The organism is Micromonospora endolithica, assembly GCF_003626595.1.
Lineage (GTDB): Bacteria > Actinomycetota > Actinomycetes > Mycobacteriales > Micromonosporaceae > Micromonospora > Micromonospora endolithica.
This window is the reverse complement of record NZ_RBAK01000017.1, coordinates 59,174-82,890: the sequence shown is the minus strand read 5'-3', so window position 1 is coordinate 82,890 and position 23,717 is coordinate 59,174. Positions and strand designations below refer to the sequence as shown.

Below are 23,717 nucleotides of genomic sequence, written 5' to 3'. Positions count from 1 at the left end.
CCGACGCCCAGCGGCCGCACCGACGCCCAGCGGCGGCACCGACGCTCAGCGGCGGGCCTCGACGGGCTCGTCCGGCCCGACGAAGGCCTCGCTACGGGCGTCACCGTCGTCGCTGCCACCGAAGATCCGGGCGTCGTCGGGGACGTCGCCGTCGCCCAGGCGGCGGACCGGTCGCCGGGGCTGCACCCACTGCCAGGCCAGATCGCTGCCGGCGTCGCCGACCTCGGCGCGCATCCGCGGCATCGCGGTGGGCCGGTGGTCGCGTACCCAGGCGACCAGGTGCTCGCGGACCAGGCAGCGCAGGTCCCACAGGCTGCCGGCGTTCGCGGCGCTGACCAGGGCCCGGACCTTGATCGTGCCGCCGGTCGCGTCGGTGACCTGCAGGACGCAGACCCGGCCGTCCCACAGCTCGCTGCTCTCCACCAGCCGGCGCAGTTCCTCCCGCATCGCCTGCACCGGGACCGACCAGTCGACGTCGAACTCGGCGGTGCCGAGCACCGCCGCCTCAGTGCGGGTCCAGTTCTGGAACGGGGTGCTGGTGAAGTACGACGTGGGCAGGATCAGCCGGCGGTCGTCCCAGATCTGCACCACCACGTAACTGAGGGTCAGCTCCTCGATCCGGCCCCACTCCCCCTCGACGACCACCACGTCGTCGAGGCGCACCGCGTCACTGAAGGCGAGCTGGAGACCGGCGAAGACGTTGCCGAGCAGGCTCTGCGCGGCCAGCGCGGCGACCACACCGACCACACCGGCGCTGGTCAGCACGCCGGCGCCGATGCCCCGGACCGCCGGGAAGGTCATCAGCATCACGCCGACGGTCAGCACGACGATCACCGCGATGGTCAGCCGGCGCAGCATCACCACCTGGGTGCGTACCCGCCGGGCGTGCCGGTTGTCCGGCACGTCCACCCGGAACCGGGCCAGCGCGGTGTCCTCGGCCACCACCAGCAGCGCGGCGACCAGCCAGGCAGCGGTCGCTATCACGGTGAGCACCAGGATGTGCAGCAACACCTGCCGCCACTCGGTGCCGACCGCGTAGCCGGTGCTGAAGCGGACCGCGAACTGCACGGCGAGGACGGTCGCCGCGACCTGGAACGAGCGGTGGGCGTGCTGGGTGAGCTCGGTCATCAGCAGCGAGCGCCGGCCGAGCCGCCGGATCACCCGGTGCACGACCTCCACCACCAGCAGGGCGATCGCCGCCGCGGCGAGCACGGCGACGATCGTCCAGAGGTACCTCTGCACGTGTTCTTCTCCCTCTCCGTCCGGGCAACGGCGCTTCGGGCAAAGGCCCCATGGTGCCCGGCGAACCCGGAATCGACCAACCTCAGACCTTGCGGTACCGGGACTGGAGGAAGCAGTACACACCGAAAGCGGCGATGCCCAGCGCGACCAGGACGAGCAGGATCGGGCCGTACGACTGGTCACGCAGCGTACGCAGCGCGGCGTCCAGGCCACGCGCCTTCTCCGGGTCGTAGTTGACCGCGGCCAGCACGACGAGCAGGCCGGTGATGCCGAAGGCGGTGCCCCGCGCGGCGTACCCGGCCATGCCCAGCCGGCGGGCGAGCTGGCTGGTCTTGGCCGACATCTCGCCGGTCTTCAGGCGCTTCATGAACTTCTTCTTGACGCCGTAGATCACCATGCCGACGCCGACGCCGAGCAGCACCAGGCCGGCGAGGCCCACCAGCCACCGGCCACCGGTGGACTCCATCAGCCGGGCGGACAGCTCCTGCTGCTGGCTGGCGCTGTCGGAGTTGGCGTTGGAGACGACCTTGTAGGCGGTCCAGGCCAGCCAGAGGTAGACCAGCGTGCGCGCCGCCGAGAAAATCCGCTCCCGGGTGCGGTCGTCGCCCTCGGTGCGGTGGCCCACCGCCGCTTCCAGGGCCTGCCAGATCGCCATGGCCAGCATGCCGACGGCGATCGCGATGACGATGAACCTGCCCAGCGGCTGGGCGGCGAGGGTACGCAGCGCGCCGGACTGGTCGCCGTCGGCGGCGGCGTTGCCGAACGCGATCTGCAGGGCCAGCCAGGCGAACAGCAGGTGCACGATGCCGTAGCCGATGAAACCGGCCCGGGCGAGGAGTTCCAACCACCTGCTGTTCGCCGTGCGGTTGGCGGTGCTTTCGGCGTTCCGGGTGAGAGACATGGCGCCTCAATCTCCGGTTGCGAAGATTTCCAAACGTCGGGCACCGCCACCCACCTGCGGTTGCCTAGTTGCGGGCCACCCGCAGCGTGACGTTCTGGTCGGTGACGCTGTCCAGGGTGACCGCCAGGCCGCCGACCTCGGCGGCCTGCTGCCCGGTGGTCAGGGTCAGCTGCTCACCGGCGACCTCCACGGTGACCTGGTCGTCCTGCGCACCGATCAGCTTGGCCTTCACGCCGAGGATGTTGGCCTCGGCGTTGACCCCACGGTCGAAGGTGACGGTGCAGGCGTCCAGCCCGCAGTCGGTCTCGGCGCCCTCGGAGCTGCATCCGGCGAGCACGGCGACGCCGAGCGCCAGGCCGGCCAGCAGGCCGGCGGCTCGGCGGGTGGGGGTCATCGGGGGGATCACGCGTCGGTTCGTCACCCCGCCAAGGGTACGAGACGCAAGCGAAGTCACCACCGCCCGGCGGCGGGTCGGGCAGGGCGGCGGCGCGGGGCGCGGGCGCGGGCGTTCCGGGGCCGGGGTTAGGGTCCGGTCATGCCGTTCGACATCGCCCGCACCCGGGCCGCCTACCCCGCCCTGACCGAGGGCTTCGTCCACTTCGACGGCGCCGGTGGCACGCAGACCGCCGCACCGGTGATCGACGCGGTCACCGGCGCGATGCGTGCCGCGATCGGCAACCGCAGCGCCGCGTTCACCCCCGGCCGGCGCTCGCTGGAATTGGTGACCGCCGCCCGGGTGGCCGTCGCCGACCTGCTCGGGGCCGACCCGACCGGGGTGGTGCTCGGGCCGAGCGCGACCGCGCTGACGTACACCCTGGCCCGGACCCTCGGCGCCGGCTGGCGGCCGGGCGACGAGGTGGTGGTCTCCCGGCTCGACCACGACGCCAACGTGCGGCCGTGGGTGGCCGCCGCCGAGGCCGCCGGCGCGACCGTGCGCTGGGCGGAGTTCGATCCGGCCACCGGCGAGCTGCCGGCCGGGCAGTACGCCGACCTGGTCGGCGAGCGGACCCGGCTGGTCGCGGTGACCGCCGGGAGCAACGCGATCGGCACCGTGCCGGACGTGGCGGCGATCGCCAAGACCGCGCACGCGGTCGGCGCGCTGGTCTGCGTCGACGGGGTGCACTCGGTGCCGCACGGTCCGACCGACCTGGCCGCGTTGGGTGCCGACGTGCTGGTGACCAGCGCCTACAAGTGGTCCGGGCCGCACCTGGCGGCGATGGTCGCCGACCCGGCGCTGTGGGAGCGGCTCCGACCGGAGAAGCTGCTGCCCTCCTCCGACGCGGTGCCCGACCGGTTCGAGTACGGCACCCCGAGCTTCCCGCTGCTGGCCGGGGTCGCCGCCGCCGTGGACCACCTGGCCGGGTTGGACCCCCGGGCCACCGGAGACCGGCGTACCCGGCTGCGGGCCGGCCTGGCCGCCGCCCAGACGCACGAGGAGTCACTGCTGGAGCGGCTGCTCGCCGGGCTGGCCGGGCTGCCGGGGGTGACCGTGCTGGGGTCGCCGGCGCGGCGCTGCCCGACGGTGTCGTTCCGCCTCGCCGGGATGTCGCCGCAGGCCACCCAGGAGGCGCTCGGCGGGGCCGGGTTCTGCCTGTCGTCCGGCGACTACTACGCCTACGAGTACTTCCAGGCGATGGGGCTGCGCGACAGCGGCGGGGCGGTGCGGGCCAGCATCTACCACTACAACACCCTCGACGAGGTGGAGCGACTGCTCACCGAACTGGACCGGCTGGCCACGGGCGGGGGCACAATGGCCGGGTGAGCACCCTGGTCGAGGACAACCCCGCCAAGCACCGCTTCGAGATCCTGGTCGACGACGCGCTGGCCGGATTCAGCGCCTACCTGCCCCGGGGCGAGGTGCTGGTCTTCACCCACACCCAGGTCGAGGAGCGGTTCCAGAACATGGGCGTCGGTGCCGCGCTGATCCGCGGCACCCTCGACCAGTTGCGGGAGCGCGGCACCCGGGTGGTGCCGCGCTGCCCGTTCATGGCGGCGTTCATCGAGCGCCACCCCGAGTACGCGGACCTGGTCACCATCGAACCGCCGAGGCGGTGAATCTCACCGGCCGCCGGTGAGCACCTCGGCCGCGGCGCGGGCACCGGCGCGGGTGGCGCCGTGGGTCGCCACGTGCACGGTGCCGGTGACCAGTTCGGGTACGCCCAGCTCGACGACCACCGCGTCCGGGCGGGTGGCCAGCGCCCGGTCCACCGCCCGGCGCATCCAGTCGTGCCGGTGCAGGTCCCGCACCACCAGCACCAGGGGCCGGCCGGTCGCCGCCCCGGTCGGGTCGGCGGGCACCCCGCTCTCGGCGTACCGGACGGTGGTGGTGCCGGGCAGCAGGTCGGTCAGCGGGGCGGCCAGGCCCCACGGTGTCTCCGCCCCGATGGCGATGTTGCGCGGCGGCTCGAACTCCACCACGTGCGCGGGGCCGGCCAGCGGCAGCGTCCCGTGGCCCGCCGGCGCGGTGGTGACCCGGACGGCGCGGCGGGCGGCGGCCAGGCCGACCACCGAACACGGGTCCGCGGCGAGGGCGCGCAGCGGGCGGTCGGTCCGGGCGGCCACCGTCCAGGCGGCGAGCTGGCCGACCCGCTTGGCCGCCTCGGTGAGCCGTTCCTCGGGCAGGTCGCCGGCGACGACGGCGGTCACGATCGCGTCGCGCAGCCGGCGGGCGGAGTCCTCGTCGGCGTGTTCCCCGCCGACGCAGATCGCGTCGGCGCCGGCGGCCAGGGCCCGCACCGCCGCGCCGGTGAAGCCGTACCGGCCGGCGACCGCGCGCATCTCCACCGCGTCGGTGACCACCACGCCGGAGAAGCCCAGCTCGTCGCGGAGCAGCCCGGTCAGGATGCGGCTGCTCAGGGTGGCCGGCAGCTCCGGGTCCAGGGCGGGGACCAGCAGGTGGCCGGTCATCACCGCCTGCACCCCGGCGTCCACGGCGGCCCGGAACGGCGCCAGCTCGACGGTGTCCAGGCGGGCCCGGTCGCCGGTGATGCGCGGCAGGTCGTGGTGGGAGTCGACCCGGGTGTCGCCGTGGCCGGGGAAGTGCTTCGCGCAGGCCGCCACCCCGCCGGTCTGGAGGCCCCGCACCCAGGCGGCGGTGTGCCGGGCGACCAGGGCGGGCTCGGCGCCGAAGGAGCGTACGCCGATCACCGGATTGGCCGGATTCGAGTTGACGTCGGCGTCCGGGGCGTAGTCGAGGGTGATCCCGAGGGCGGCCAGGTCGGCGCCGAGGTCGCGGGCCACCTCCTCGGTCAGCACCGGATCGTCGACCGCGCCGAGGGCGAAGTTCCCCGGTCGGGAGCTGCCCCGGCCGGACTCGATCCGGGTGACGTCGCCGGCCTCCTCGTCGATGGCGACGATGACGTCCGGCCGTTCCGCGCGCAGGGTCGCGGTCAACGCGGCGACCTGCGCCGGGTCGACCACGTTGCGGGCGAAGAGCACCACCCCGCCGAGCCCCTCGCCGAGCCACCGGCAGACCCACGGTGGCGGGGTGGTGCCGACGAACCCGGGTTGCAGGACGGCGGCGGCCAGTGACGCGAGGTTCCCCTGCGGCGCACTCACGCGGCCTCCCGGCCGCACTGGGCGTGCAGCCCGTCTCGGTGCTGAAGGACCAGCTCGCGCATGCCGTCGTACCCCCGTCTCCTCCGCGCCCCGGCGGACCGCCACCGGCGGCGGTCAAGCCATGGTCACACCGCGCGATCAAATAGTCAATAAACCTTACAGTTGCTGGGACGGGGCGGGACGGCGAGAGTGCGGGTATGGACACCGTGCTGCTGGCCGACGCGACGAGCCCGGCCGACATCCCCGGCGTACGCCTGCTCGGCCTGGTGGTGGGCGGCCTGCTGCTGCTCGCCGCGATCCGCGCGATGTTCCGCCGCTGACCCGCGCCGCCGATGGGTTCGGCCCCGCCGAGCCGGGTACGGCTTCCCTCGTGACACCGGTGCGCACGACGAGGGGAACGACATGAGGATCGGCTATTTCCTGTCCAGCGAGGAGTTCACGCCGGCCGAGCTGGTCGCGCAGGCACGCGGCGCCGAACAGGCCGGGTTCGAGGCGCTGTGGATCTCCGACCACTACCACCCGTGGACCGACGCGCAGGGACAGAGCCCGTTCGTCTGGTCGGTGATCGGCGCGCTCAGCCAGGTCTGCCGGCTGCCGGTGACCACCGCCGTCACCTGCCCGACGGTCCGCATCCACCCGGCGGTGCTCGCCCAGGCCGCGGCCACCAGCGCGGTGCTGCACTCCGGCCGGTTCGTGCTCGGCGTCGGCTCCGGCGAGGCACTCAACGAGCACATCTTCGGCGACGCCTGGCCGCAGACCGACGTGCGGCTGGAGATGCTGGAGGAGGCCGTCGAGGTGATGCGCGAGCTGTGGCGCGGCGACTTCGTCAACCACCACGGCAGGCACTACACGGTGGAGCACGCCCGGATCTACACGCTGCCGGACACGCCCCCGCAGGTCTACGTCTCCGGCTTCGGCCCCAAGGCCGTCGACCTCGCCGCCCGGATCGGTGACGGCTACGTCAACGTCTCGCCGGACGCCGAGATGGTGCGGCGTTTCCGGGCCGGCGGTGGCGGCGACAAGCCGTGCCAGGCCGGCTTCAAGGCGGCGTACGCCGACACCGAGGACGAGGGCGTGCGGATCGCGTACGAGCGCTGGCCGAACGCCGGCGTGCCCGGCGAGCTGTCCCAGGTGCTGCCCTCCCCGCGTCACTTCGAGCAGGCCGCCGAGCTGGTCCGCCCGGAGATGATGAAGCAGGCGTTCGTCTGCGGCCGGGACGTCGACGCGCACGTGGCGAAGCTGGAGGAGTACGCGAAGGCCGGCTTCGACGAGGTCTACGTCGGCAACACCGGCCCGCACTGGCAGGGGCTCTTCGACCTCTACCAGCGTGAGGTGCTGCCCCGCGTGCGGTGAGCGGTGAGCGGTGCGCGGCTGCGCGGCGGTCGACGTTCAGTTCTGGCCGAGTGCCCGGCGCAGTTCCGCACAACCCTCCGGGGTGCCGATCCCCGCCCGCTGCTCGGGCTGGTCGACGAACCACCGCAGGGCGTCGGCGAGGAACCACGGGTGCACCCGCAACCAGGTCAGCGTCAGCGTGGGCCTGGTGCGGGTGCCGAGGGTCAGACCCCGTCGGGTGACCAGCTCCGGGCGGTCGACGGTGAGCCGCAGGACGCGCCCGGAGGTCTGTCGCGCAGGAGTGCCGGGCCGCACAGCCTCCCACGGGATCGTCCAGCGGCCGAACAGGTCCCGCACCTCGATGGCGGACGGGGTGAGGTCGACGTGCGGACGTCCGTGGACGCCGCCGAGGGCGAGCGTCCCGACCAGCAGCACCGTCACACCCACCAGCGCCACGTCCAGCGCCAGCAGCGCGTACCGGACCCCTTCCGGGGCCTCGGGGTCGGCGAACCAGCCCCCCGCCAGCACCGGCACGAGAAGGCTGACCAGGACAAGGATCTCGGCGGCGACGAACCAGCCGAGAGCGGGACCGGCCGGCGCCCGCAGCCGGGACCCCCCGGCCGGGGTCAGGTGGGCTGGTCGCCGCCAGACTCCCCCACCGGCGATCACCGATGCGACGAGGGCGGGCAGGGCCAGCGCGAACGGCACCGAGCGCAGCAGCAGGCCCGCCCGGAAGCCGTCCGGATGCCAGGACGTCACCGCTACGGCCCAGACCGCGGCGATCACGAGCGCGCCGACGGTGAGCAGTCGGTTGCCGTCCCGGGACCGGGCGGGGGCGGGTTGCCGGACGGGGGTGGTCGCCGCGGCGGGAGCCTCGTTCATGGTGGCATCGTGCGGTACGGCGTCCACCGGCGCCATGCCCGACGGCACGAACCGGTCAGTCGTCTCCGGGTGCCACGCCGTGCAGCAGCGTGGCGACCAGGTCGTCGATGAACGCATCGGACAGTTCCACCGGAGCCACCGCCCCGGGGGCCAGCAGGTGACCGAGCACCAGGTCGTGGCACACACCGACGACCAGGGCCGCCACGGCGTCCGGTCGGGCGTGCGGGGCGACCCGACCGAGGCGCTGCTCGGCACGGAGGTAGCCGGCCAGCTCGGCGCGGACCGTCCCACCCGAGATCGGGCTGGGCAACCGCGCGAAGTGGGCGAGGACCGCGGGCTGGTGCAGCAACCCGGTGAAGGCCGGCAGGATCGCCGCGTGCAGCGCCAGCGCCCGGGTCAGGTACGTCCGCAGGTTCGCCGCGACCGGGCCGCCACCGGCGGCCGGCGGCGGCCCGTCCACCGCCTCGCCGGCGGCGCGGACACGGGCGTGCAGGGCGTACGCGAGCAGCTCCTCCTTGTCCGCGAAGTGGTTGTAGAGCACGCCGTCGGCGACGCCGGCCTCCCGGGCGATGGCACGCACCGTCAACCCGCCGGCGCCCTGCCCGGCGATCAGTCGTTCCGCCGTGGCGATCAGGTGCTCGCGCAGGTTCCGGTCGCCGCCGCGCAGCGCCGCCGCTCTCCTCGGTGACATCACCTGCATCGTAGGGACACGTCGGTCCGCTCACCCCGGCCGGCGGGCGGTGACCAGCCAGGCGGTGCCGCGCAGGCGTACCCCGTCGGGTCGCGCGAAGCCGCGCAGCGCGACGGCCAGCGCCGCCGCGGCCCGTTCGGTGTCGGCGGGGTCGAGCTGGTGCCGGATCGGCCCCCAGCCGACCAGGAAGGCGGCGGCGTCGGCCGCGTCCCGGCCCCAGACCCCCGGCGCCTCGGCCGGCACGCAACCGACGTCGGTCCAGCCGGCGGCGCCGAGCACGCGGTGCACCACGGCGGGGTCGGCCAGCGAGAGCGGCTCGGCGACGCCGGTTCCGTCGCTGGCCGGCGGCGGGAGGAAGGGGGCGAGAGCCGCGAGCACCGTGCCGAGGTCGCCGTCGCGGATGTCGTCGAGGCAGACGAACGCGAGTCGCCCACCGGGTCGCACCGCTCGGCCGACGTTGGTGAACGCGGCGACCGGGTCGGCGAAGAACATCACCCCGAACCGGCTCAGCGCCACGTCGACGGAGGCCGGCTCGAACGGGTGGACCTGCGCGTCGCCCTGGACGAAGCGGACGTTGGACACCCGCTCGGCGGTGGCGCTGGCCCGAGCCCGTTCCAGCATCGGGGTGGAGAGGTCGATCCCGAGGGCGGTGCCGGCGCGGCGGGCGGCCGACCGGGTCAGGTGGCCGGTGCCGCAGCCGAGGTCGAGGACGCGGTCGCCGGGGCGCACGGCGTCCAGCAGGACGGCGTTGAAGCCGCCGTTGACCGCGTCGTAGCGGTCCTGGTGGTCGGCCCAGTGCCGTCCCTCGTAGCCGTTCCACGCCTGTGCCTGATGCTCGTTGACGATCACCGCACCACCTCCGGACTCTTTATGAACACTTGTTCATGAGCGTACGTTCATAACAGGTCGTCCTGTCAATGCCCGGCGGCGGTTTCGCCGCCGATCACCGGGGGTACCTCCGGCCCTCGATGAAGCTGTCCACGCACTCGACGACCCTGCGCCGCGCGGCGAAGAGCCTCTTCGGCTGGACCGCGCTGCGGCCGAACCAACTGGCCGCGATGCGCGCCGTGATGAAACGCCGCGACGCCCTGGTGGTCCTCCCCACCGGCGCCGGCAAGTCGGCGATCTACCAGATCCCGGCCAGCCTGATCCCCGGTCCGACCGTGGTGATCTCCCCGCTGCTCGCCCTCCAGCAGGACCAGATCGCGGCGCTGAACGAGCGCCAGCGACCCGAGCTGCGTGCGGTACGGATCAGCTCCGACGAGTCGCCGGCCCAGCAGGCCCAGGCGATCACCGAGATCCGCGAGGGACGGGCGGAGTTCCTGTTCATCACGCCGGAGCAGCTGAGCAACCCGGACCGGATGGCCGAGGTGCGCTCACTCAAGCCGGCGCTGGTGGCGATCGACGAGGCGCACTGCATCTCCGCCTGGGGGCACGACTTCCGCCCCGACTACCTGGCGTTGGGCCACCTCATCGACGGCCTCGGCCGGCCCCCGGTGGTGGCGCTGACCGCCACCGCCTCGCCGCCGGTACGCGACGACATCATCGCCCGGCTGCGGCTGCGCGACGCCGAGGTGGTGGTGTCCGGGCTGGACCGACCGAACCTCTTCCTCGAGGTCGCCCACTGCCCCACCGAGGACTACCGCTGGCGGCGGCTGATCGCGCTGCTGCGCGACGACGAACGGCCCGGCATCATCTACGTGCCCACCCGGCGGGCGGCCGAGGAACTCGCGGGCCGGCTCACCGACGCCGGCTTCCCGGCGGAGTACTACCACGGCGGAATGCCCACCAACGCCCGCGCCGAGCTGCACGAGGCGTTCCTGGCCGACCGGGTGCCGATCATGGTGGCGACGTCGGCGTTCGGCATGGGCATCGACAAGCCGAACATCGCCTGGGTGGTGCACACCGCCCTGCCGGACTCCCCGGACAGCTACTTCCAGGAGATCGGGCGGGCCGGCCGGGACGGCGCGTCGGCCCGGGTGCTGCTGCTGTGGCGGGCCGAGGACGTCGGGCTGCAGCGGTACTTCAGCGGCGGGTTGCCCGACGAGACCGAGCTGCGGGACCTGTCCGCGCTGCTGCGCAAGAAGCCACAGACCAAGAAGGAGCTGCGCGAGGCGACCGGCCTCGGGCCGCGCAAGCTCGGGCAGTACCTCGCGCTGCTGGAGCAGGTCGGCGCGGCGGAGCCCCGGGCGAAGCAGCGCATCGGCGCGCCCCGTTACTCCCCGCAGCCGGCCGACGCCGCCGCCGCCGCGCTGGCCGAGGCCGAACGGCAGCAGAACGTGACCCGTTCGCGCACCGACATGATGCGGGCCTTCGCGGAGACCACCTCGTGCCGGGGCCAGACCCTGCTGGCGTACTTCGGTGAGCAGATGACCGAGGTGTGCGGGCACTGCGACAACTGCCACGCCGGCACCAGCACCGCCGACAACGGCGCGGTCGGGCCGTTCCCGGTGCACAGCCAGGTGCGGCACGCCGAATGGGGTTCCGGCCTGGTGCTCAGCTACGAGGACGACCGGATGACGGTTCTCTTCGATGAGGTGGGGTACAAGACGCTGTCCGTCAGCGTGGTGTCCGAACAGGGCCTGCTGACCCTGGACTAGCCTGAACCGACCTCCGACGACACCCCGGGGGGCGGGACGTGCACGACGAGCAGGAGGACGTTGCCGTGATCGAGCAGCCGGCGTACACCGGTTTCGGTTTCACCGACGAGGAGTGGGGGCTGCTGGTCGGCCTCCCGCAGTCGGTGCTCACCGCGGCGAGCGCCGCCGAGTCCGACGGCACCAGACGCACCATGGCCGAGAACGCGGCCGGGCTGGAGACCATCTCCGCCGGCCGGGAGTCGGCGAACCCGCTGGTGGCCGCCGTGGCCGGGGAGATCGTCGCTCGGGTGGGCGACCCGGAGGACGGTGCCGAGCTTCCGGTCATCGCGCCGAGCGACCCGCGCGCGCTGGCCGAGGACGTGCTCGGCCGGGCCAAGGCCGCCGCCGCCCTGCTGGCCGCCAAGGTGGACGAGGGCGAGGCCGGGGCGTACAAGCACTGGTTGGTCGACATCGCCGAGCAGGTGGTGGGCGCGGCGTCCAGCGGCGGGCTGCTCGGCCTGGGCGGCGACGTGGTCAGCGACTCCGAGCGGCGGTTCCGCGACCGGCTCTCCCAGGTGCTCAACGACTGATCCCCGGAACACGACGACGAGGGCCGCCTTCCCCCGTGGAGGGCGGCCCTCGTCGTACGCCCCGGTGCGGCTCAGCCGACGCGGCGCCGGAACAGCACCGCGGACAGTGCCACCGCGACCACCAGGATGCCCAGGCACCAGGCCACCGCCCGGGCCGGCGCGGATCCCGCGGGGGTGGCCAGCAGCAGCGCCCGCAGCGTCTCGATCACCGGCGTCACGGGCTGGTGGTCGGCGAAGCCGCGGATCCAGGACGGCATCGTCTCCACCGGCACGAAGGCGCTGGACGGGTAGGGCAGGAACATCACCAGGAACGTGAAGCCGTTGGCCGCCTCCGGGGTCCGGGCCAGCAGCCCGAACGCGGCGGACAGCCAGGAGACGGCGAACAGGAACAGCAGCAGCACCCCGGCGGCGGCGAGCCAGCGCGGCGGGTCGAGCGCCGGGCGGAACCCGATCGCCACCGCGACGGCCAGCACCAGCACGGTGGAGACGGAGTTGCGCACGACGCTGGCCACCACGTGTCCGGCGAGGATGGCGGTGGCGCCGACGTCCATCGTGCGGAGCCGTTCCACCACACCGTTGGTCAGGTCCGTGGTGACGCTGACCGCCGTCGTGGCCGCCCCGAAACCGGCGCAGAGCAGCAGCACGCCGGGTACGACGTAGGTGACGTAGGCGCTGCCGGTGTCGATCGCGCCGCCGAAGAGATAGACGAAGAGCAGCATCAGGATCACCGGCAGCAGGAGCGAGGTCAGCAGCGCGTCGGTGTTGCGGCGGGAGAGCCGTACGCAGCGACCCACCATGACCAGCGCGTCGCCCGGCCGGGCGGTCAGCTCAGACACCAGCGGCCTCCCGACGGTCGGCCGGCGCGGACTGCCCGGTGAGGGTGAGGAAGACGTCGTCGAGGGTGGCCGTGCGGACGTGGAAGCGGGTGATCCCTCGCCGGTCCGGGTCGACCTCGTCGAGCAGGTGCCGCACCCGCGGCCCGGTGCCGTCGGTGCTCACCTCCAGCTCCAGCCGCGCCGGGTCGCGGTTGGCGACCCGGTCGCCGAGCCGGCGGGCCACCTCGGCGAAACGGTCGGTGTCGCGCAGCGTCAACTCCAGCCGGTGCGCGCCGAAGCGCTGCTTCAACTCGGTCGCGGTGCCCTCGGCGGCGAGCCGGCCGCCGTGCAGCACCGAGATCCGGTCGGCCAGCCGATCGGCCTCCTCCAGGTACTGCGTGGTCAGCAGGACGGTCACGCCGGCGCCGGCCAGTTCGCCGACGACCTCCCACAGCCCGCGCCGGCTGCGCGGGTCGAGCCCGGTGGTCGGCTCGTCCAGGAAGATCACCGACGGCTGGCCGACCAGGCTGGCGGCCAGGTCGAGCCGGCGGCGCATGCCGCCGGAGTAGGTCACCACCCGCCGGCCGCCCGCCGCGGCCAGGTCGAAGCGGTCCAGCAGATCGGCGGCGCGGCGCCGCGCCGCCGCCCGGGGCACCCCGGTCAGCCGGGCCATCATCTCCAGGTTCTCCGCGCCGGTCTGGTGGTCGTCCAGGGCCGCGTGCTGCCCGGCCAGGCTGATCGTGCGGCGCACCCGGCGCCGGTCCCGCACCACGTCGTGGCCGAGCACCCGGGCCGTGCCGCCGTCCGGAGCGGCCAGGGTGGCCAGGATCCGCACCGTCGTGGTCTTGCCCGCCCCGTTCGGCCCGAGCAGGGCGTGGACGCTGCCCCGGGCCACCCGCATGGTGAGCCCGTCGAGCACGACCACCCCGCCGAACGACTTGCGGAGCGCGACGGTCTCCACCGCCGCGGTCGTCACCGTCTCCATGTCATCCCACTCCCCGTGTTCTGTGTATGGCATACGCTGCAATGCGTGCACCATACGCAGAAGATAGGATGGCGGTCAACGTCCCCGACCGAGAGGCACCGATGAGCGAGCCGGACGTCGACCTGCCGGAGAGCGTCGAGATCGCCTGGGGTCTGCGGGAACGGCCCGGCAAGGGCCCGAAGCGCAGCCTGACCCTGGACCGGGTGGTGGCCGCCGGCATCCGGGTCGCCGCGGCCGACGGACTGGCCGCGGTGTCGATGAGCCGGGTCGCCGGCGAGCTGGGCGTGGCCACCATGTCGCTCTACCGGTACGTGCCGGCCAAGACCGACCTGCTGGACCTGATGGTCGACGCGGCGTACGGGGACCCACCGGCGGCGCGGGGCGCCGACGAGGACTGGCGGCCCGCGCTGGCCCGCTGGGCCTGGGCCAACGCCGCGACCATCCACCGGCATCCGTGGATCCGGCACGTCCCGATCGGCGGGCCCCCGCTGGGCCCCAACCAGGTGCGCTGGATGGAGCGGGCACTGGCCGCCCTGCGCGGCAGCGGCCTGCGCGGCGGTGAACGGCTCTCCACCGTCATGCTGGTCAGCGGGTACGCGCGGAACTGGGCCACGCTGAACGCCGACCTCGCCGTGGCGGCCGGCCGGGCCGGGCTGAGCGCCGACGAGGTGGGCGCACACTACTGGCAGCAGCTCGCGCGGCTGACCCGGCACGGGCCGTACCCGGCGATCCACGAACTGCTGACCGACGCCACGTTCGACGAGACCGAGGAGTTCGACGACGAGTGGCACTTCGGCCTGGGCCGGATCCTCGACGGCGTCGAGGCCCTGATCCGGTCGCGAGCGGCAGCCACCTGACCGCCCGACCGGCGTGTCCACACCGGACCCGCCGCACCCGCACGAGGAGACCGCAGTGATGCTCCAGACGCACTCCGTCGACACCGCGCAGGTGCCCGCGGCCGACCGCTTCGACATGTGGCTCGAACTGGTGGCACGCGTCTCCGCGCCGTTGCGGATCCGCAGCGAGCACGCGCACGACTTCCTCGCCCGGGCCGACCTCGTCGGTCTCGGGCCGGTACAGCTGGTCAGCTACCGGTACCCGTCGATGGAGGGAGTGCGCACCGAACGGCTCGTCCGGCAGTCCGACCCGGAGTGCCTGGTGCTCGCGCTGACCACGGCGGGCAACAGCGCGTCCAGCCAGGCGGGCCGGTACACCGCCGGTCGACCGGGTGAGTTCACCTTCTACGACGGGTCCCGCCCGCACGAGGTCATCCACTACGGCGACGACGACGGCCAGCAGCCGGCCACCTCGCTGGTCCTGGTCATCCCGCACCAGGCGCTGCCGCTGCGGTCCGACCGGCTGGCACCGATGTTCGGCGCCCGACTGTCCGGCACCGAGGGGGTGGGCGCCCTGCTGGCGCAGTTCCTCACCCAGGTGAGCACCCACCCGGAGCAGTACCACGCGGCGGACGCCGCCCGACTCGGCACCGTCGCCCTCGACCTCGCCGCCACCATGCTCGGCCGCCACCTGGTGTCCGACGACGCGGTGCCCCGCGAGGTACGGCGACGGGCCCTGATCACCCGGATCCGCGCGTACGTCCACCGGCACCTCGGGGACGTGACGCTGGCGCCCCAGATGATCGCGGACGCGCACCACATCTCGCTGCGGTCCCTGCACCGCCTCTTCGCGGCGGAGGACACGACCGTCGCGGCCTACATCCGCAACCTGCGGCTGACCCGGTGCCGGGACGACCTGGCCGACCCGGCACGACGTGGGCAACCCGTCCAGCTGATCGCCTCCCGGTGGGGCTTCCCGGACAAGGCCCACTTCAGCCGGGTGTTCCGGGCGGCGTACGGCATGTCGCCCCAGGAGTGGCGGGACCTGAGCCTCGGACCGGCACGGATCGTCAACCGCTCGGCATCCACTGTCAACCGGAGCGGGGCAGACTGATCCCAACGCGACCGGTTCTCGGTTCTTCCACCGGGCCGGTCGCCAACGGGGGCCGTGGCGAGGCGCCCGCCGTCCGGGGTGACGGCGGGTGGCCCGCCCGGTGCCCCCGGCGACGCCCCGGGCTCCGGCTCCGCCCTTTCCCCCAGGACCGTCGGCGGAGCCGGTCAGGCGTCCTCCAGCAACCCCAGCACCCGCCGTTCGGCCTCCTCCCGGGGCGTGCCCGGCTCCACCGGCGCCAGCACCCCGTCGTGGTAGAGGTCCACCACCCGCGGGTCGACGTAGGAGGTCCGGGCCACCGTGGGGGTGTTGCCCAGCAGCTGCGCCACCTCCCGCATCACTCCGGCGACCGCCCGCCGCCGGGCGGTGACCGACCGCTGCCGGCCCGCCGTGGCCAGTTCGGTGGCCGCCAGGACGGTGGCGTGCCAGGTGCGGAAGTCCTTCGCGGTCATCTCCCCGCCGCTGGCCTCACGCAGGTAGTCGTTGACCTCGTCGCTGCGCACGTCGCGCCAGTCCCGGCCGTCCCAGTAGCCGAAGAGGCGCTCGGCGGCACGCCGCCGGCGGCGGAGGTTGGTCAGCACCTGGCACAGCTGCGGGTCCTCGATCCGGCGCACCTGCTCGATGCCGCCCTTCGCGGGGAACGCGAACACGACGCAGCCACCCCGGGTCCGGGCGTGCTCGGGACGCAGCGTGGACACGCCGAAGGTGGGTTCCTCCCCGGCCGCGTACTGGTCGCTGCCCACCCGGAACATGCCCATGTCGAGCAGGCGGGTGACGGTCGCCAGCACCCGGTCACGGCTCAGGCCCCGCCCGGTGAGATCGGTGTCGACCCGTTCCCGCAGTGCCGGCAGCCGGCGGGCCACCTCCAGGACGTGGTCGAACTTGGCGCCGTCGCGCTTCTCGCGCCAGGTGGGGTGGTACAGGTACTGCTTCCGGCCGGCCGCGTCGATCCCGGTGGCCTGGATGTGCCCGTTCGGGTACGGCGCGATCCACACGTCCTGCCAGGCCGGCGGGATGACCAGGTCACGCAGCCGGGCGAGGGTCTGCGGGTCGCGGACCGGATCGCCGGACGGGTCGAGGAACAACCAACCGCTGCCCCGCCGCCGACGCCGGTATCCCGGCCGCCCCGGGTCGCTACGCCGCAACCGCACCGGAGACCCGCGCCGTCCGTTGCACGTCGTCCACCGCCACGAGCACCTCTCCGACCGGTAGCGCCACCATCGTCGGGTGGCTTTCCACCCCCTCCGGCCCGCGCCGAGAACCCTCGCCGGCCCACAGCACCCGGTGCCACGGACGGTCCGCGGGCGGCCCCCAGCGGGCCGGGCTGACCGGTCCGAAGAGCAGGACCGAGGGGGTGCGGTAGCCGGTGGCGAGGTGGCCGACGCCGGTGTCGCCGCAGACGACCAGCCGCGCGTGGGCAACCAGCGCGGCCAGCTCACCCAGGTCGGTGCGGCCGGCCAGGACCACGTCGGCGGGCAGCCCGGCGAGTCGGGCGACCCGCCGGGCGAGCGGCACCTCGGCGGCGTCGCCGGTGACGACGACCCGGTGACCGGCGGCGGCCAACCGCCCGGCGACCGCGGCGAACCGCTCGGCCGGCCAGCGCTTCGCCGGCACCTTCGAGCCGGGGTGCACCACCGTCACCCCGGTCGCCACCCGGTCCGGCGGGGGGCGGCGCAGCGCCAGGTCGCCCGGGTCCGCCGCGATCCGGTACGCCCGCAGCAACCGGCACCACCGGTCGACCTCGTGCTCGCCGTCGTCCCAGTCCGGGCCGTCGTGGTGACCGGCCTCCGCGTTGGCGAAGGCGAGCAGCCGGCCGGGGCGGGTGGCGGCGAGCATCCGGTGCGACGCGGGTCCCCGCCCGTGCAGGTTGACCGCCACCGCGGGCCGGCCCACCGACGGGTCGAGCCGGCCGAGGCCGTCGGTGGGCACCACCCGGTCGACGCCACCGACCAGGTCCACCAGCGGGGCCAGCCAGGCCGGCGCGGCGAGCGCGATCCGGTCGCCCGGGTACGCGGCCCGCAACGCGCGCAGCGCCGGCACGGCGGTGGCGAGGTCGCCGACGCCCAGGGCGCGCAGGACGAGGATCACGGGTAGGAGGTTTCCTGTTCGGCGCAGACCACCATCTCGCGCACGGCGCAGCCGGGCGGTTGGGACAGGGCGAACAGGACCGCGGCGGCGGTGTCGGCGGGATCGTTGAGGCTGGCGTCGGGTCCGGGTTTGTACCGTTCGTCGCGCTCGTCGAAGAAGGCGGTCCGCATGCCGCCCGGGACGAGCAGGGTGACCCCGACCCGGCCGGCGAGTTCGGCGGCCAGCGCGCGGGTGAACCCGACCACGCCGAACTTCGCCGCGCAGTAGGCCGTGGCGTCGCCGACCGCCTTGACGCCCAGCGTCGACGCCACCGTCACCACCGTGCCGTGGGTGGCCTCCAGGAACGGCAGCGCCGCCCGGACGACCGCCGCGGTGCCGAGCAGGTTGACCGCCACGATCCGGTCCCACGTCTCCCCCGGCACGTCGCCCAGCCCGCCGGGGGTGTCCACCCCGGCGGCGGTGACCACCGCGTCCAGCCCGCCGGAACGCTCGGCCAGGCGGACCGTGGCCGCCTCGGCGGCCCGGCTGTCGGCCAGGTCGCACTCGACCCACGGCACCCCGTCGGCGGGTGGTCGCCGGTCCAGCACCACCGGGCGGCCGCCGGACCGCGCCACCGCCGCCACCACCGCCGCGCCCAGACCGCTGGACCCGCCGGTGACCAGCACCGTCGACCCGGCGGTCACGCCGCCACCACCCCGGACGAGCGGGCGGCGGCGATCATGCCGGTGGTGGACCGGCCGTCCAGGTACGGCACCACCACCGTGTGCCCACCCCAGCGACGCAGGATCTCCGCCTCCGGCAGCACCTCCGCACCCCCTCCGGTGGCGTAGTCACCACCCTTGACCCAGATGTCCGGCCGCAGCCAGGACAACGCCGCGTGCGGGGTCGACTCGTCGAAGATCAGGACCGCGTCGACGCAGCCCAACGCCGCGAGCAGGCGACTGCGGTCACCCTGCGGCACGACCGGCCGCTGCGGCCCCTTCAGGTCGGTGACGCTGGCGTCGGAGTTGAGGCAGACCACCAGGCAGTCACCGAGCTGGCGGGCCGCCTGGAGGGTCGCCACGTGGCCGGCGTGCAGCAGGTCGAAGCAGCCGCCGGTGGCCACCACCGTGCCGCCGGCGGCACGTACCTCGGAGACCACGGCCGCCGCCGCGGCCACCCCGACCCGGTCCGCGGCCGGCCCGGCGACCGTGGGCGGCAGGGGTCGCGCCGGCGCCGGCAGCGCGGCGGACACTCCCCCACCGGCGACGTAGGCGGTGGCCTCGGCGACCGCCGCCTGCACCGCCTCGGAGACCAGCGCGCCCCGGGCCAGGGCCAGCGTGGCGGTGGCCGCGAACCGGTCACCGGCGCCGCAGGTGTCACCGTCGGCGGTCGCCGGCGCGGGCACCACGAGCGGGGTGGACCCGGCGTGGCAGAGCAGCGCGCCGTCACCGCCCAGGGTCACCGCCACGGCGCCGGCCCGCCACCGGCGGCGCAGCCCCTGCGCGCCCCGCGACGCGGTGGCCAGCCGGGTCGCCCCCGGCGGCGCCTTGGCCAGCTCACGGACCTCCGACTCGTTCGGGGTGGCCAGGTGCACACCGGGCACCGCCGCCGGCCCGCGCGGATGCGGGTCCCAGACCACCGGCGCCCGGGTGGCGGCCAGCGCGGTCCGCAGCGCCGGTTGCCGGGCCACCCCCCGGCCGTAGTCGCTGACCAGCACCGCCGACGCCTCCGCGATCACCCGCAGCACCGCGTCCGACGGCTCGCCGGGCTCACCGGGTGTGCCGCCCCGGTCGTGGCGCAGCAGAACCCGGCCCCGGGCGCGCAGCCGGACCTTCTCCGGGGTCGTGCCACCCAGGCCCAGCGCGTACACCTGCACGCCGGCGGCGGCGAGCAGGGCGCTGAGTCGCGCGCCGCCGGCGTCGTCGGCCAGCGCGGTCACCAGCACCACCTCGGTACCGCCCGCGGCGGCGGCGAACACCGCCGCCAGGCCGGCGCCACCGGGCCGGTCGACGTACGCGGTCTCGTCGAGCACCGGCACCGGCGAGTCCGGACAGAGCCGGTTCACCGCCCCCTCGACGTCCCGGTCCAGCAGGGTGTCACCGACCACCACCAGCGGTCCCGTCACGCTTCCCTCCTCGTTCACGCCTGCACCTGCGGGCCCGTGCCGTCCTCCAGCACCACCTCCACCCCGGTCCGGACCGGGGTGGACCGGGTGTGTCCGGTGGGCACCCCGTGCCGTGCCCGGTCGGCCGGGGCGCCGAGCGCCGCGGGCAGCGCCGCCTCGACGTACTCGCAGAGGAGGTGGCTGGTCACCAGGTGGAGTTCCTGGACGACCTGGCTGTCCACCGAGTCCACGGCGAGGACGTCGTGGCAGATGTCGGCCAGGGCGTTGGGGGCGGGGCCGGTGAGCGCCCAGGTGGTCAGGTGCTGCCGGTGGCCGGCCCGCGCGGCGTGCAGCAGGTTGCGGCTGGCGCCGCTGGTGGACAGCAGCAGGAGGATGTCGCCCGGGCGACCGTGGGCGCGGACCTGACGGGCGTAGACCTCGTCGTAGCCGTAGTCGTTGCCGATCGCGGTCAGCGCGCTGGTCTCGGCGTGCAGGGCGATGGCGGACAGTGGCTGCCGGTCGTCGTGCAGCTTGCCGACCAGTTCGGCGGTGAGGTGCTGGGCCTCGGCGGCACTGCCGCCGTTGCCGGCCACCAGCAGCCGGCCACCGGCGACCAGCCGCCGGGCCAGCGTGCCGCCCCACCGGGCCAGCAGTTCCTCGTGCCGGCGGTACGGCAGCAGGGCGGCGGCCAGGTTCGTCAGGTGGCTGTCCAGCAGCGACGAACCGGTCATCCGGCCACCACCCGGGTCGGCCGGCGCACCGCGGCCACCTCCTCGTACACCCCGGCCAGCCGCTGGGCGGTCACCGCCCAGGAGTACGTCCGGCGGGCCCGCTCCCGCGCCGCCGCCGCGTAGGAGAAGCGGCGGATCCGGTCGTCGAGCAGGTCCCGGACGGCGTCGCCCAGCGCGCGGGGGTCCCGCGCCGGCACCAGGTCACCGGTGACGCCCTCCACCACGGTGTCCTTGATGCCGCCCACGGCGGTGCCGACCACCGGCACCCCGCACGCCATCGCCTCCAGCGGGGTGAGGCCGAACGGCTCGTACCAGGGTGCGGCGACCAGCAGGTCCGCCGACCGGTACCAGCGGCCCATCTCCTCGCGGGGCACCGCACCGACCAGCCGCACCCGGTCGGCCACCCCGCAGCTGCCGGCCAGCGCCCGCAACCGCCGCGCGTACGGGTCGCTCTCCAGCAACCCGGCGGGCGGGCCGCCGACGACGACGCACTCCGCGTCCGGCACGTAGGACATCGCCCGGACCACGGTCTGGAAGCCCTTGCGTTCCACCAGCCGACCGACGGTGAGGATGCGCGCCCGCCCCGGATCCCGCTCGGCGGCCGGGCCGAGCGGCGCGAAGGTGGCGAGGTTGACCCCGGAGGGGACGACCGTCATCCGGGTCCGGGGCACCCCCATCCGGACCAGCTCCCCCACCTCGTCCTGGCACTGGGCGACGACCCGGTCCACCGAGCGGCCCAGCTCGCGCTCGTAGCCGATCCGGCGGGCGGGGCTGGTGTCCTGCACGCCCTGGTGCCGCCGCTTGACCACACCGAGGGCGTGGTACGTCTGCACCACCGGCACCCCGAGCTGCCGGCTGGCGGCCAGCCCGGCCAGGCCGCTCATCCAGAAGTGCGCGTGGACGACCTCCGGTGTCCAGTCGCCGCCGCGCCACCGGTCGACCAGCCAGCGGCTGAACTCCTTCATGTGGGGCAGCAGCGCGTCCTTGGCCAGCGGCTCGGCCGGTCCGGCCGGTACGTGCACCACCTCGTACCCGTCCGGGGTGCGGACGGACACCGGCAGGTCGACGGCGTCGCGCCGGGTGTAGACGCGGACGTCGTGCCCGGCGGCGACCAGGGCGGCGGAGAGTTCGGCGACGTGCGTGTTCTGGCCACCGGCGTCCTCCCCGCCGAGGATGGCGAGCGGGCTGGCGTGCTCCGAGATCATCGCGATGCGCATGTTTCCTCCTCCAGCAGCCGGTCCCAGTCGGCGAGGAATCGGTCCAGCCCGTACCGGTCGAGGGCGACCGCGCGGGCCACCTCGCCGGCGCGACGCGCCTCCGCCGGGTCCGCCACGAACCGGCGGGCCGCGTCCAGCAGGGTGTCGATCCGGGTGGCGAGGGCTCCGGCGCCGGGCGGCACCGCCATCACCGCCTCGGTGGTGGCCAGCGCGACGACCGGCATGCCCATCGTCATCGCCTCGACCAGGCTCAGCCCGAGCGAGGTCCACCGGCACAGGTGCAGGTAGGCGCGCCGCCGTCCCAGTTCGGTGTGCATCCGGGCCTGCGGCACGTCGTCGTGGCTGGTGATCCGGTCGGCGGGCAGGCCCAGGTGCTCGGCCAGCCCGGCCACCCGCATGCCGTACACGTCCAGCGGGGCGATCTCGGCGAAGCGGGGCAGCAGGTCGGTGCCGGTGACCCGCCAGCGGCGCACCGGCTCGTTGATGACCACCGCGAGCCGGTCCAGTTCGCCGGTGTACCGCGTCGCCGGGGCGACGACCCCGTGGTCCACCACCGTGGTACGGGTGCCGCCGGTGTCCCAGAAGAGCTGATTGAAGGCGGTGACGTGGGCGATGAGCAGGTCGTCGCGGTCGGCGAGGGGGTGGCGGCTGTTCGGGACGTCGCCGTCCTTCGGCGTGTTGTGCTCCACGTAGATCGCGGGAAGGTCCCGGCCGGGAACGCGGCCCAGCCACTGCGCGGCGAGGTCGATCTCCTCGGGGCGTTGCAGGATGACCAGGTCCACGTCGGCGGCGCGCAGGTCCTCGGGGGCGACCTCGACGGCGGTGTCCGGCCAGGGGTAGGTGCGGGCCCGGCCGAGTCCGTACGGGCCGCGGTCGGGGGTGACCGGGACCAGGTAGCGGTGTTTGCCGTGCACGAACGAGGTCGTCCAGGACCCGTGCACGTGCCAGAGGAGGATGTTCATCGTCCGCTCCCGGCGGCGGAGGCGACGGGGGCGGGGACGGCAGGGCCGGCGGCGGACGCGGGGGCGGAGGCGGCGAGGGCCGGTCGGGGCACCGGTTGCGGGGTCACGCCCAGCAGGCGCAGGGCACCGAGGACCTCCCGGGGTTCCACCCGGCTCAGGCAGGGATGCCCCGGCACCGGGCAGGCCGCGGCGCGGGTGTCGCGGCAGGGGGCACTCGGGTCGCCGAGGCGTACCGTCGGCACCCGCCAGGGCCCCCACTGCCCGAACGGGACGGTCGGGGCGAACAGGCTCACCACCGGCACGCCGTACGCCGCCGCGAGGTGCGCCGGGCCGGTGTTGCCGACCACCACGGCGGCGGCCCCGGCGACGACGCCGGCCAGTTCGGCGAGGTCGGTGCCGCCCCCGAGGTCCACCGCCACGTCGCCGGCCACCCGGGCGGTGACCTCCCGCTCGTCGGGTCCCCCGGTGACCAGCACCCGGTAACCGGCACCGGCGAGCGCCCGGGCGATGCCCGCGGCGACCTGCGGCGGGCAGGCACGGGCCGACGCGGCCGAACCGGGGTGCAGCACCACGTACCCGGGGGCCTGCACCGGTGGCGGCACCGCCCGCAGGCGCAGGGCGGGTTCGTCGTGGTCGGGCAGCGGGTAGCCGGCGGCGGCGGCGAGGGACAGGGCGCGTTCGGGTTCGGGTACGCCCACCGGGACGCGGTGCCGGACGTCCAGCAGACTGCCCGGGTAGTCGTCGCTGATCGCCGAGATCCGGGCGACGCCGGCGGTACGCAGCAGCAGGGCCAGCGGCAGCGGGGACTGGTGGAAGCTGGTGAAGACGACCGCCTCGTCCGCCCCGACGGCGGCCAGCCGGCCGGTCAGCGCGGCGATGTCGGCCGGGTCGACCGGCCCGGGGTCGGGGTCGATCCACGGCAGCCGGTGCTCGACGATCTCGTCGACGCCCGGGAGGAGTTCGGCGGCGGCCCGGCCCCGCGGCCCGCAGAGCAGCACTACCCGCCGCGCGTGCGCGGCGACCGCCCGGATCCCCGGCCCGGTGACCAGCACGTCCCCGGCCGAGTCGGCGCGCACCACCAGCACCGTGCCGGACCGCCGGTCCGCCGTCG

The 23,717-nt window shown here is 74.8% G+C and carries 24 protein-coding genes and 1 pseudogene; 8 read left to right on the top strand and 17 right to left on the bottom strand.

Going from position 1 to position 23,717, the window contains the following annotated elements; translation table 11 throughout:
- Window positions 1–45: 45 nt before the first annotated feature.
- From D7223_RS29125 to D7223_RS29115, 3 genes are all read right to left on the bottom strand, one after another.
- Entirely contained in the window at window positions 46–1,242 is a 1,197-nt protein-coding gene (locus tag D7223_RS29125) for a mechanosensitive ion channel family protein (RefSeq protein ID WP_120732267.1), read from the bottom strand.
- Between the two features lie 82 nt (window positions 1,243–1,324).
- Window positions 1,325–2,143: a DUF1206 domain-containing protein gene (locus tag D7223_RS29120; protein WP_120732265.1), complete on the bottom strand. Its 819-nt coding sequence runs from the start codon at window positions 2,141–2,143 to the stop codon at window positions 1,325–1,327.
- A 64-nt stretch (window positions 2,144–2,207) separates the two neighbouring features.
- Window positions 2,208–2,564: a hypothetical protein gene (locus D7223_RS29115; protein ID WP_120732263.1), complete on the bottom strand. Its 357-nt coding sequence runs from the start codon at window positions 2,562–2,564 to the stop codon at window positions 2,208–2,210.
- Between the two features lie 114 nt (window positions 2,565–2,678).
- On the opposite strand from D7223_RS29115, the gene D7223_RS29110 reads away from it, so the two are divergent.
- Both D7223_RS29110 and D7223_RS29105 read left to right on the top strand, forming a co-directional pair.
- Entirely contained in the window at window positions 2,679–3,905 is a 1,227-nt protein-coding gene (locus D7223_RS29110; RefSeq protein ID WP_120732261.1) for a cysteine desulfurase-like protein, read from the top strand.
- A complete protein-coding gene (locus D7223_RS29105) occupies window positions 3,902–4,198 on the top strand; it encodes a GNAT family N-acetyltransferase (RefSeq protein WP_120732259.1) in 297 nt (98 codons plus the stop codon). The genes D7223_RS29110 and D7223_RS29105 overlap by 4 nt, the downstream gene beginning before the upstream one ends.
- Window positions 4,199–4,201: 3 nt before the next feature.
- Here D7223_RS29105 and D7223_RS29100 read toward each other — a convergent pair whose 3' ends face one another.
- Entirely contained in the window at window positions 4,202–5,701 is a 1,500-nt protein-coding gene (locus tag D7223_RS29100; RefSeq protein ID WP_120732257.1) for a glycoside hydrolase family 3 protein, read from the bottom strand.
- Between the two features lie 197 nt (window positions 5,702–5,898).
- Here D7223_RS29100 and D7223_RS34050 point away from each other — a divergent pair, with 197 nt between their 5' ends.
- Window positions 5,899–6,021: a hypothetical protein gene (locus tag D7223_RS34050; RefSeq protein WP_272948775.1), complete on the top strand. Its 123-nt coding sequence runs from the start codon at window positions 5,899–5,901 to the stop codon at window positions 6,019–6,021.
- 82 nt (window positions 6,022–6,103) lie between these two features.
- Entirely contained in the window at window positions 6,104–7,054 is a 951-nt protein-coding gene (locus D7223_RS29095; protein WP_120732255.1) for a TIGR03557 family F420-dependent LLM class oxidoreductase, read from the top strand.
- 36 nt (window positions 7,055–7,090) lie between these two features.
- Here the strand turns inward: D7223_RS29095 and D7223_RS29090 are convergent, their stop codons facing one another.
- The 3 genes from D7223_RS29090 to D7223_RS29080 are packed head-to-tail and all read right to left on the bottom strand — an operon-like array spanning window position 7,091 to window position 9,455.
- On the bottom strand, window positions 7,091–7,915 hold the full coding sequence (locus tag D7223_RS29090; RefSeq protein WP_147252548.1) for a PH domain-containing protein: 825 nt from the start codon (window positions 7,913–7,915) through the stop codon (window positions 7,091–7,093).
- Window positions 7,916–7,970: 55 nt separating this feature from the next.
- Window positions 7,971–8,606: a TetR/AcrR family transcriptional regulator gene (locus D7223_RS29085; RefSeq protein ID WP_120732350.1), complete on the bottom strand. Its 636-nt coding sequence runs from the start codon at window positions 8,604–8,606 to the stop codon at window positions 7,971–7,973.
- Window positions 8,607–8,636: 30 nt separating this feature from the next.
- Entirely contained in the window at window positions 8,637–9,455 is an 819-nt protein-coding gene (locus tag D7223_RS29080; protein ID WP_120732251.1) for a class I SAM-dependent methyltransferase, read from the bottom strand.
- A gap of 119 nt (window positions 9,456–9,574) precedes the next feature.
- Here D7223_RS29080 and D7223_RS29075 point away from each other — a divergent pair, with 119 nt between their 5' ends.
- Both D7223_RS29075 and D7223_RS29070 read left to right on the top strand, forming a co-directional pair.
- Window positions 9,575–11,206 (top strand): RecQ family ATP-dependent DNA helicase, encoded by a 1,632-nt coding sequence (locus D7223_RS29075; protein ID WP_120732348.1) that lies wholly within the window; start codon window positions 9,575–9,577, stop codon window positions 11,204–11,206.
- 65 nt (window positions 11,207–11,271) lie between these two features.
- The gene (locus D7223_RS29070) at window positions 11,272–11,775 is read left to right on the top strand and encodes a hypothetical protein (RefSeq protein ID WP_120732346.1); all 504 of its coding nucleotides are present in this window, start codon (window positions 11,272–11,274) and stop codon (window positions 11,773–11,775) included.
- A gap of 71 nt (window positions 11,776–11,846) precedes the next feature.
- Here D7223_RS29070 and D7223_RS29065 read toward each other — a convergent pair whose 3' ends face one another.
- Together D7223_RS29065 and D7223_RS29060 are read right to left on the bottom strand one after the other, a co-directional pair.
- Complete coding sequence (locus tag D7223_RS29065; RefSeq protein ID WP_238162276.1) at window positions 11,847–12,611, bottom strand: ABC transporter permease; 765 nt, start codon at window positions 12,609–12,611, stop codon at window positions 11,847–11,849.
- The gene (locus D7223_RS29060) at window positions 12,604–13,575 is read right to left on the bottom strand and encodes an ATP-binding cassette domain-containing protein (RefSeq protein ID WP_120732249.1); all 972 of its coding nucleotides are present in this window, start codon (window positions 13,573–13,575) and stop codon (window positions 12,604–12,606) included. Before D7223_RS29060 ends, D7223_RS29065 begins: the two co-directional genes overlap by 8 nt.
- 101 nt (window positions 13,576–13,676) lie before the next feature.
- Between D7223_RS29060 and D7223_RS29055 the strand changes: the two genes are divergently transcribed.
- Window positions 13,677–14,432 carry a TetR/AcrR family transcriptional regulator gene (locus D7223_RS29055; RefSeq protein ID WP_120732247.1) on the top strand — a complete coding sequence of 252 codons (756 nt, stop codon included), beginning with the start codon at window positions 13,677–13,679 and terminating at the stop codon, window positions 14,430–14,432.
- A 58-nt stretch (window positions 14,433–14,490) separates the two neighbouring features.
- Window positions 14,491–15,525 carry an AraC-like ligand-binding domain-containing protein gene (locus D7223_RS29050; protein ID WP_120732342.1) on the top strand — a complete coding sequence of 345 codons (1,035 nt, stop codon included), beginning with the start codon at window positions 14,491–14,493 and terminating at the stop codon, window positions 15,523–15,525.
- Window positions 15,526–15,689: 164 nt separating this feature from the next.
- On the opposite strand, the gene D7223_RS29045 is transcribed toward D7223_RS29050, so the two are convergent.
- From D7223_RS29045 to D7223_RS34355, 8 genes and pseudogenes are all read right to left on the bottom strand, one after another.
- Window positions 15,690–16,673 (bottom strand): DNA topoisomerase IB, encoded by a 984-nt coding sequence (locus tag D7223_RS29045; protein ID WP_120732245.1) that lies wholly within the window; start codon window positions 16,671–16,673, stop codon window positions 15,690–15,692.
- On the bottom strand, window positions 16,657–17,610 hold the full coding sequence (locus D7223_RS29040; protein ID WP_120732243.1) for a glycosyltransferase family 9 protein: 954 nt from the start codon (window positions 17,608–17,610) through the stop codon (window positions 16,657–16,659). The genes D7223_RS29045 and D7223_RS29040 overlap by 17 nt, the downstream gene beginning before the upstream one ends.
- Entirely contained in the window at window positions 17,607–18,293 is a 687-nt protein-coding gene (locus D7223_RS29035) for an SDR family oxidoreductase (protein WP_120732241.1), read from the bottom strand. The genes D7223_RS29040 and D7223_RS29035 overlap by 4 nt, the downstream gene beginning before the upstream one ends.
- Window positions 18,290–19,717: a PfkB family carbohydrate kinase gene (locus D7223_RS29030; protein ID WP_120732340.1), complete on the bottom strand. Its 1,428-nt coding sequence runs from the start codon at window positions 19,715–19,717 to the stop codon at window positions 18,290–18,292. Before D7223_RS29030 ends, D7223_RS29035 begins: the two co-directional genes overlap by 4 nt.
- Before the next feature lie 14 nt (window positions 19,718–19,731).
- Window positions 19,732–20,427: a D-sedoheptulose-7-phosphate isomerase gene (locus D7223_RS29025; protein ID WP_120732239.1), complete on the bottom strand. Its 696-nt coding sequence runs from the start codon at window positions 20,425–20,427 to the stop codon at window positions 19,732–19,734.
- Window positions 20,424–21,644, bottom strand: coding sequence for a glycosyltransferase (locus D7223_RS29020; protein ID WP_120732237.1), 1,221 nt, complete (start codon window positions 21,642–21,644; stop codon window positions 20,424–20,426). Before D7223_RS29020 ends, D7223_RS29025 begins: the two co-directional genes overlap by 4 nt.
- Entirely contained in the window at window positions 21,629–22,606 is a 978-nt protein-coding gene (locus D7223_RS29015; RefSeq protein ID WP_120732236.1) for a glycosyltransferase family protein, read from the bottom strand. The genes D7223_RS29020 and D7223_RS29015 overlap by 16 nt, the downstream gene beginning before the upstream one ends.
- Window positions 22,603–23,706: pseudogene (locus tag D7223_RS34355) on the bottom strand (glycosyltransferase family 9 protein); the annotation flags it as partial. The gene D7223_RS29015 and the pseudogene D7223_RS34355, both read right to left, overlap by 4 nt.
- Window positions 23,707–23,717: the final 11 nt, after the last annotated feature.

Bases quoted from the DNA above. Each gene is read 5' to 3' on its own strand.
- D7223_RS29095 (WP_120732255.1), top strand. From the start codon at position 6,104: ATGAGGATCGGCTATTTCCTGTCCAGCGAGGAGTTCACGCCGGCCGAG.
- D7223_RS29075 (WP_120732348.1), top strand. From the start codon at position 9,575: ATGAAGCTGTCCACGCACTCGACGACCCTGCGCCGCGCGGCGAAGAGC.
- D7223_RS29020 (WP_120732237.1), bottom strand. From the start codon at position 21,644: ATGCGCATCGCGATGATCTCGGAGCACGCCAGCCCGCTCGCCATCCTC.
- D7223_RS29110 (WP_120732261.1), top strand. From the start codon at position 2,679: ATGCCGTTCGACATCGCCCGCACCCGGGCCGCCTACCCCGCCCTGACC.
- D7223_RS29015 (WP_120732236.1), bottom strand. From the start codon at position 22,606: ATGAACATCCTCCTCTGGCACGTGCACGGGTCCTGGACGACCTCGTTC.
- D7223_RS29085 (WP_120732350.1), bottom strand. From the start codon at position 8,606: ATGTCACCGAGGAGAGCGGCGGCGCTGCGCGGCGGCGACCGGAACCTG.
- D7223_RS34050 (WP_272948775.1), top strand. From the start codon at position 5,899: ATGGACACCGTGCTGCTGGCCGACGCGACGAGCCCGGCCGACATCCCC.
- D7223_RS29120 (WP_120732265.1), bottom strand. From the start codon at position 2,143: ATGTCTCTCACCCGGAACGCCGAAAGCACCGCCAACCGCACGGCGAAC.
- D7223_RS29060 (WP_120732249.1), bottom strand. From the start codon at position 13,575: ATGGAGACGGTGACGACCGCGGCGGTGGAGACCGTCGCGCTCCGCAAG.
- D7223_RS29025 (WP_120732239.1), bottom strand. From the start codon at position 20,427: ATGACCGGTTCGTCGCTGCTGGACAGCCACCTGACGAACCTGGCCGCC.
- D7223_RS29050 (WP_120732342.1), top strand. From the start codon at position 14,491: ATGCTCCAGACGCACTCCGTCGACACCGCGCAGGTGCCCGCGGCCGAC.
- D7223_RS29090 (WP_147252548.1), bottom strand. From the start codon at position 7,915: ATGAACGAGGCTCCCGCCGCGGCGACCACCCCCGTCCGGCAACCCGCC.
- D7223_RS29055 (WP_120732247.1), top strand. From the start codon at position 13,677: ATGAGCGAGCCGGACGTCGACCTGCCGGAGAGCGTCGAGATCGCCTGG.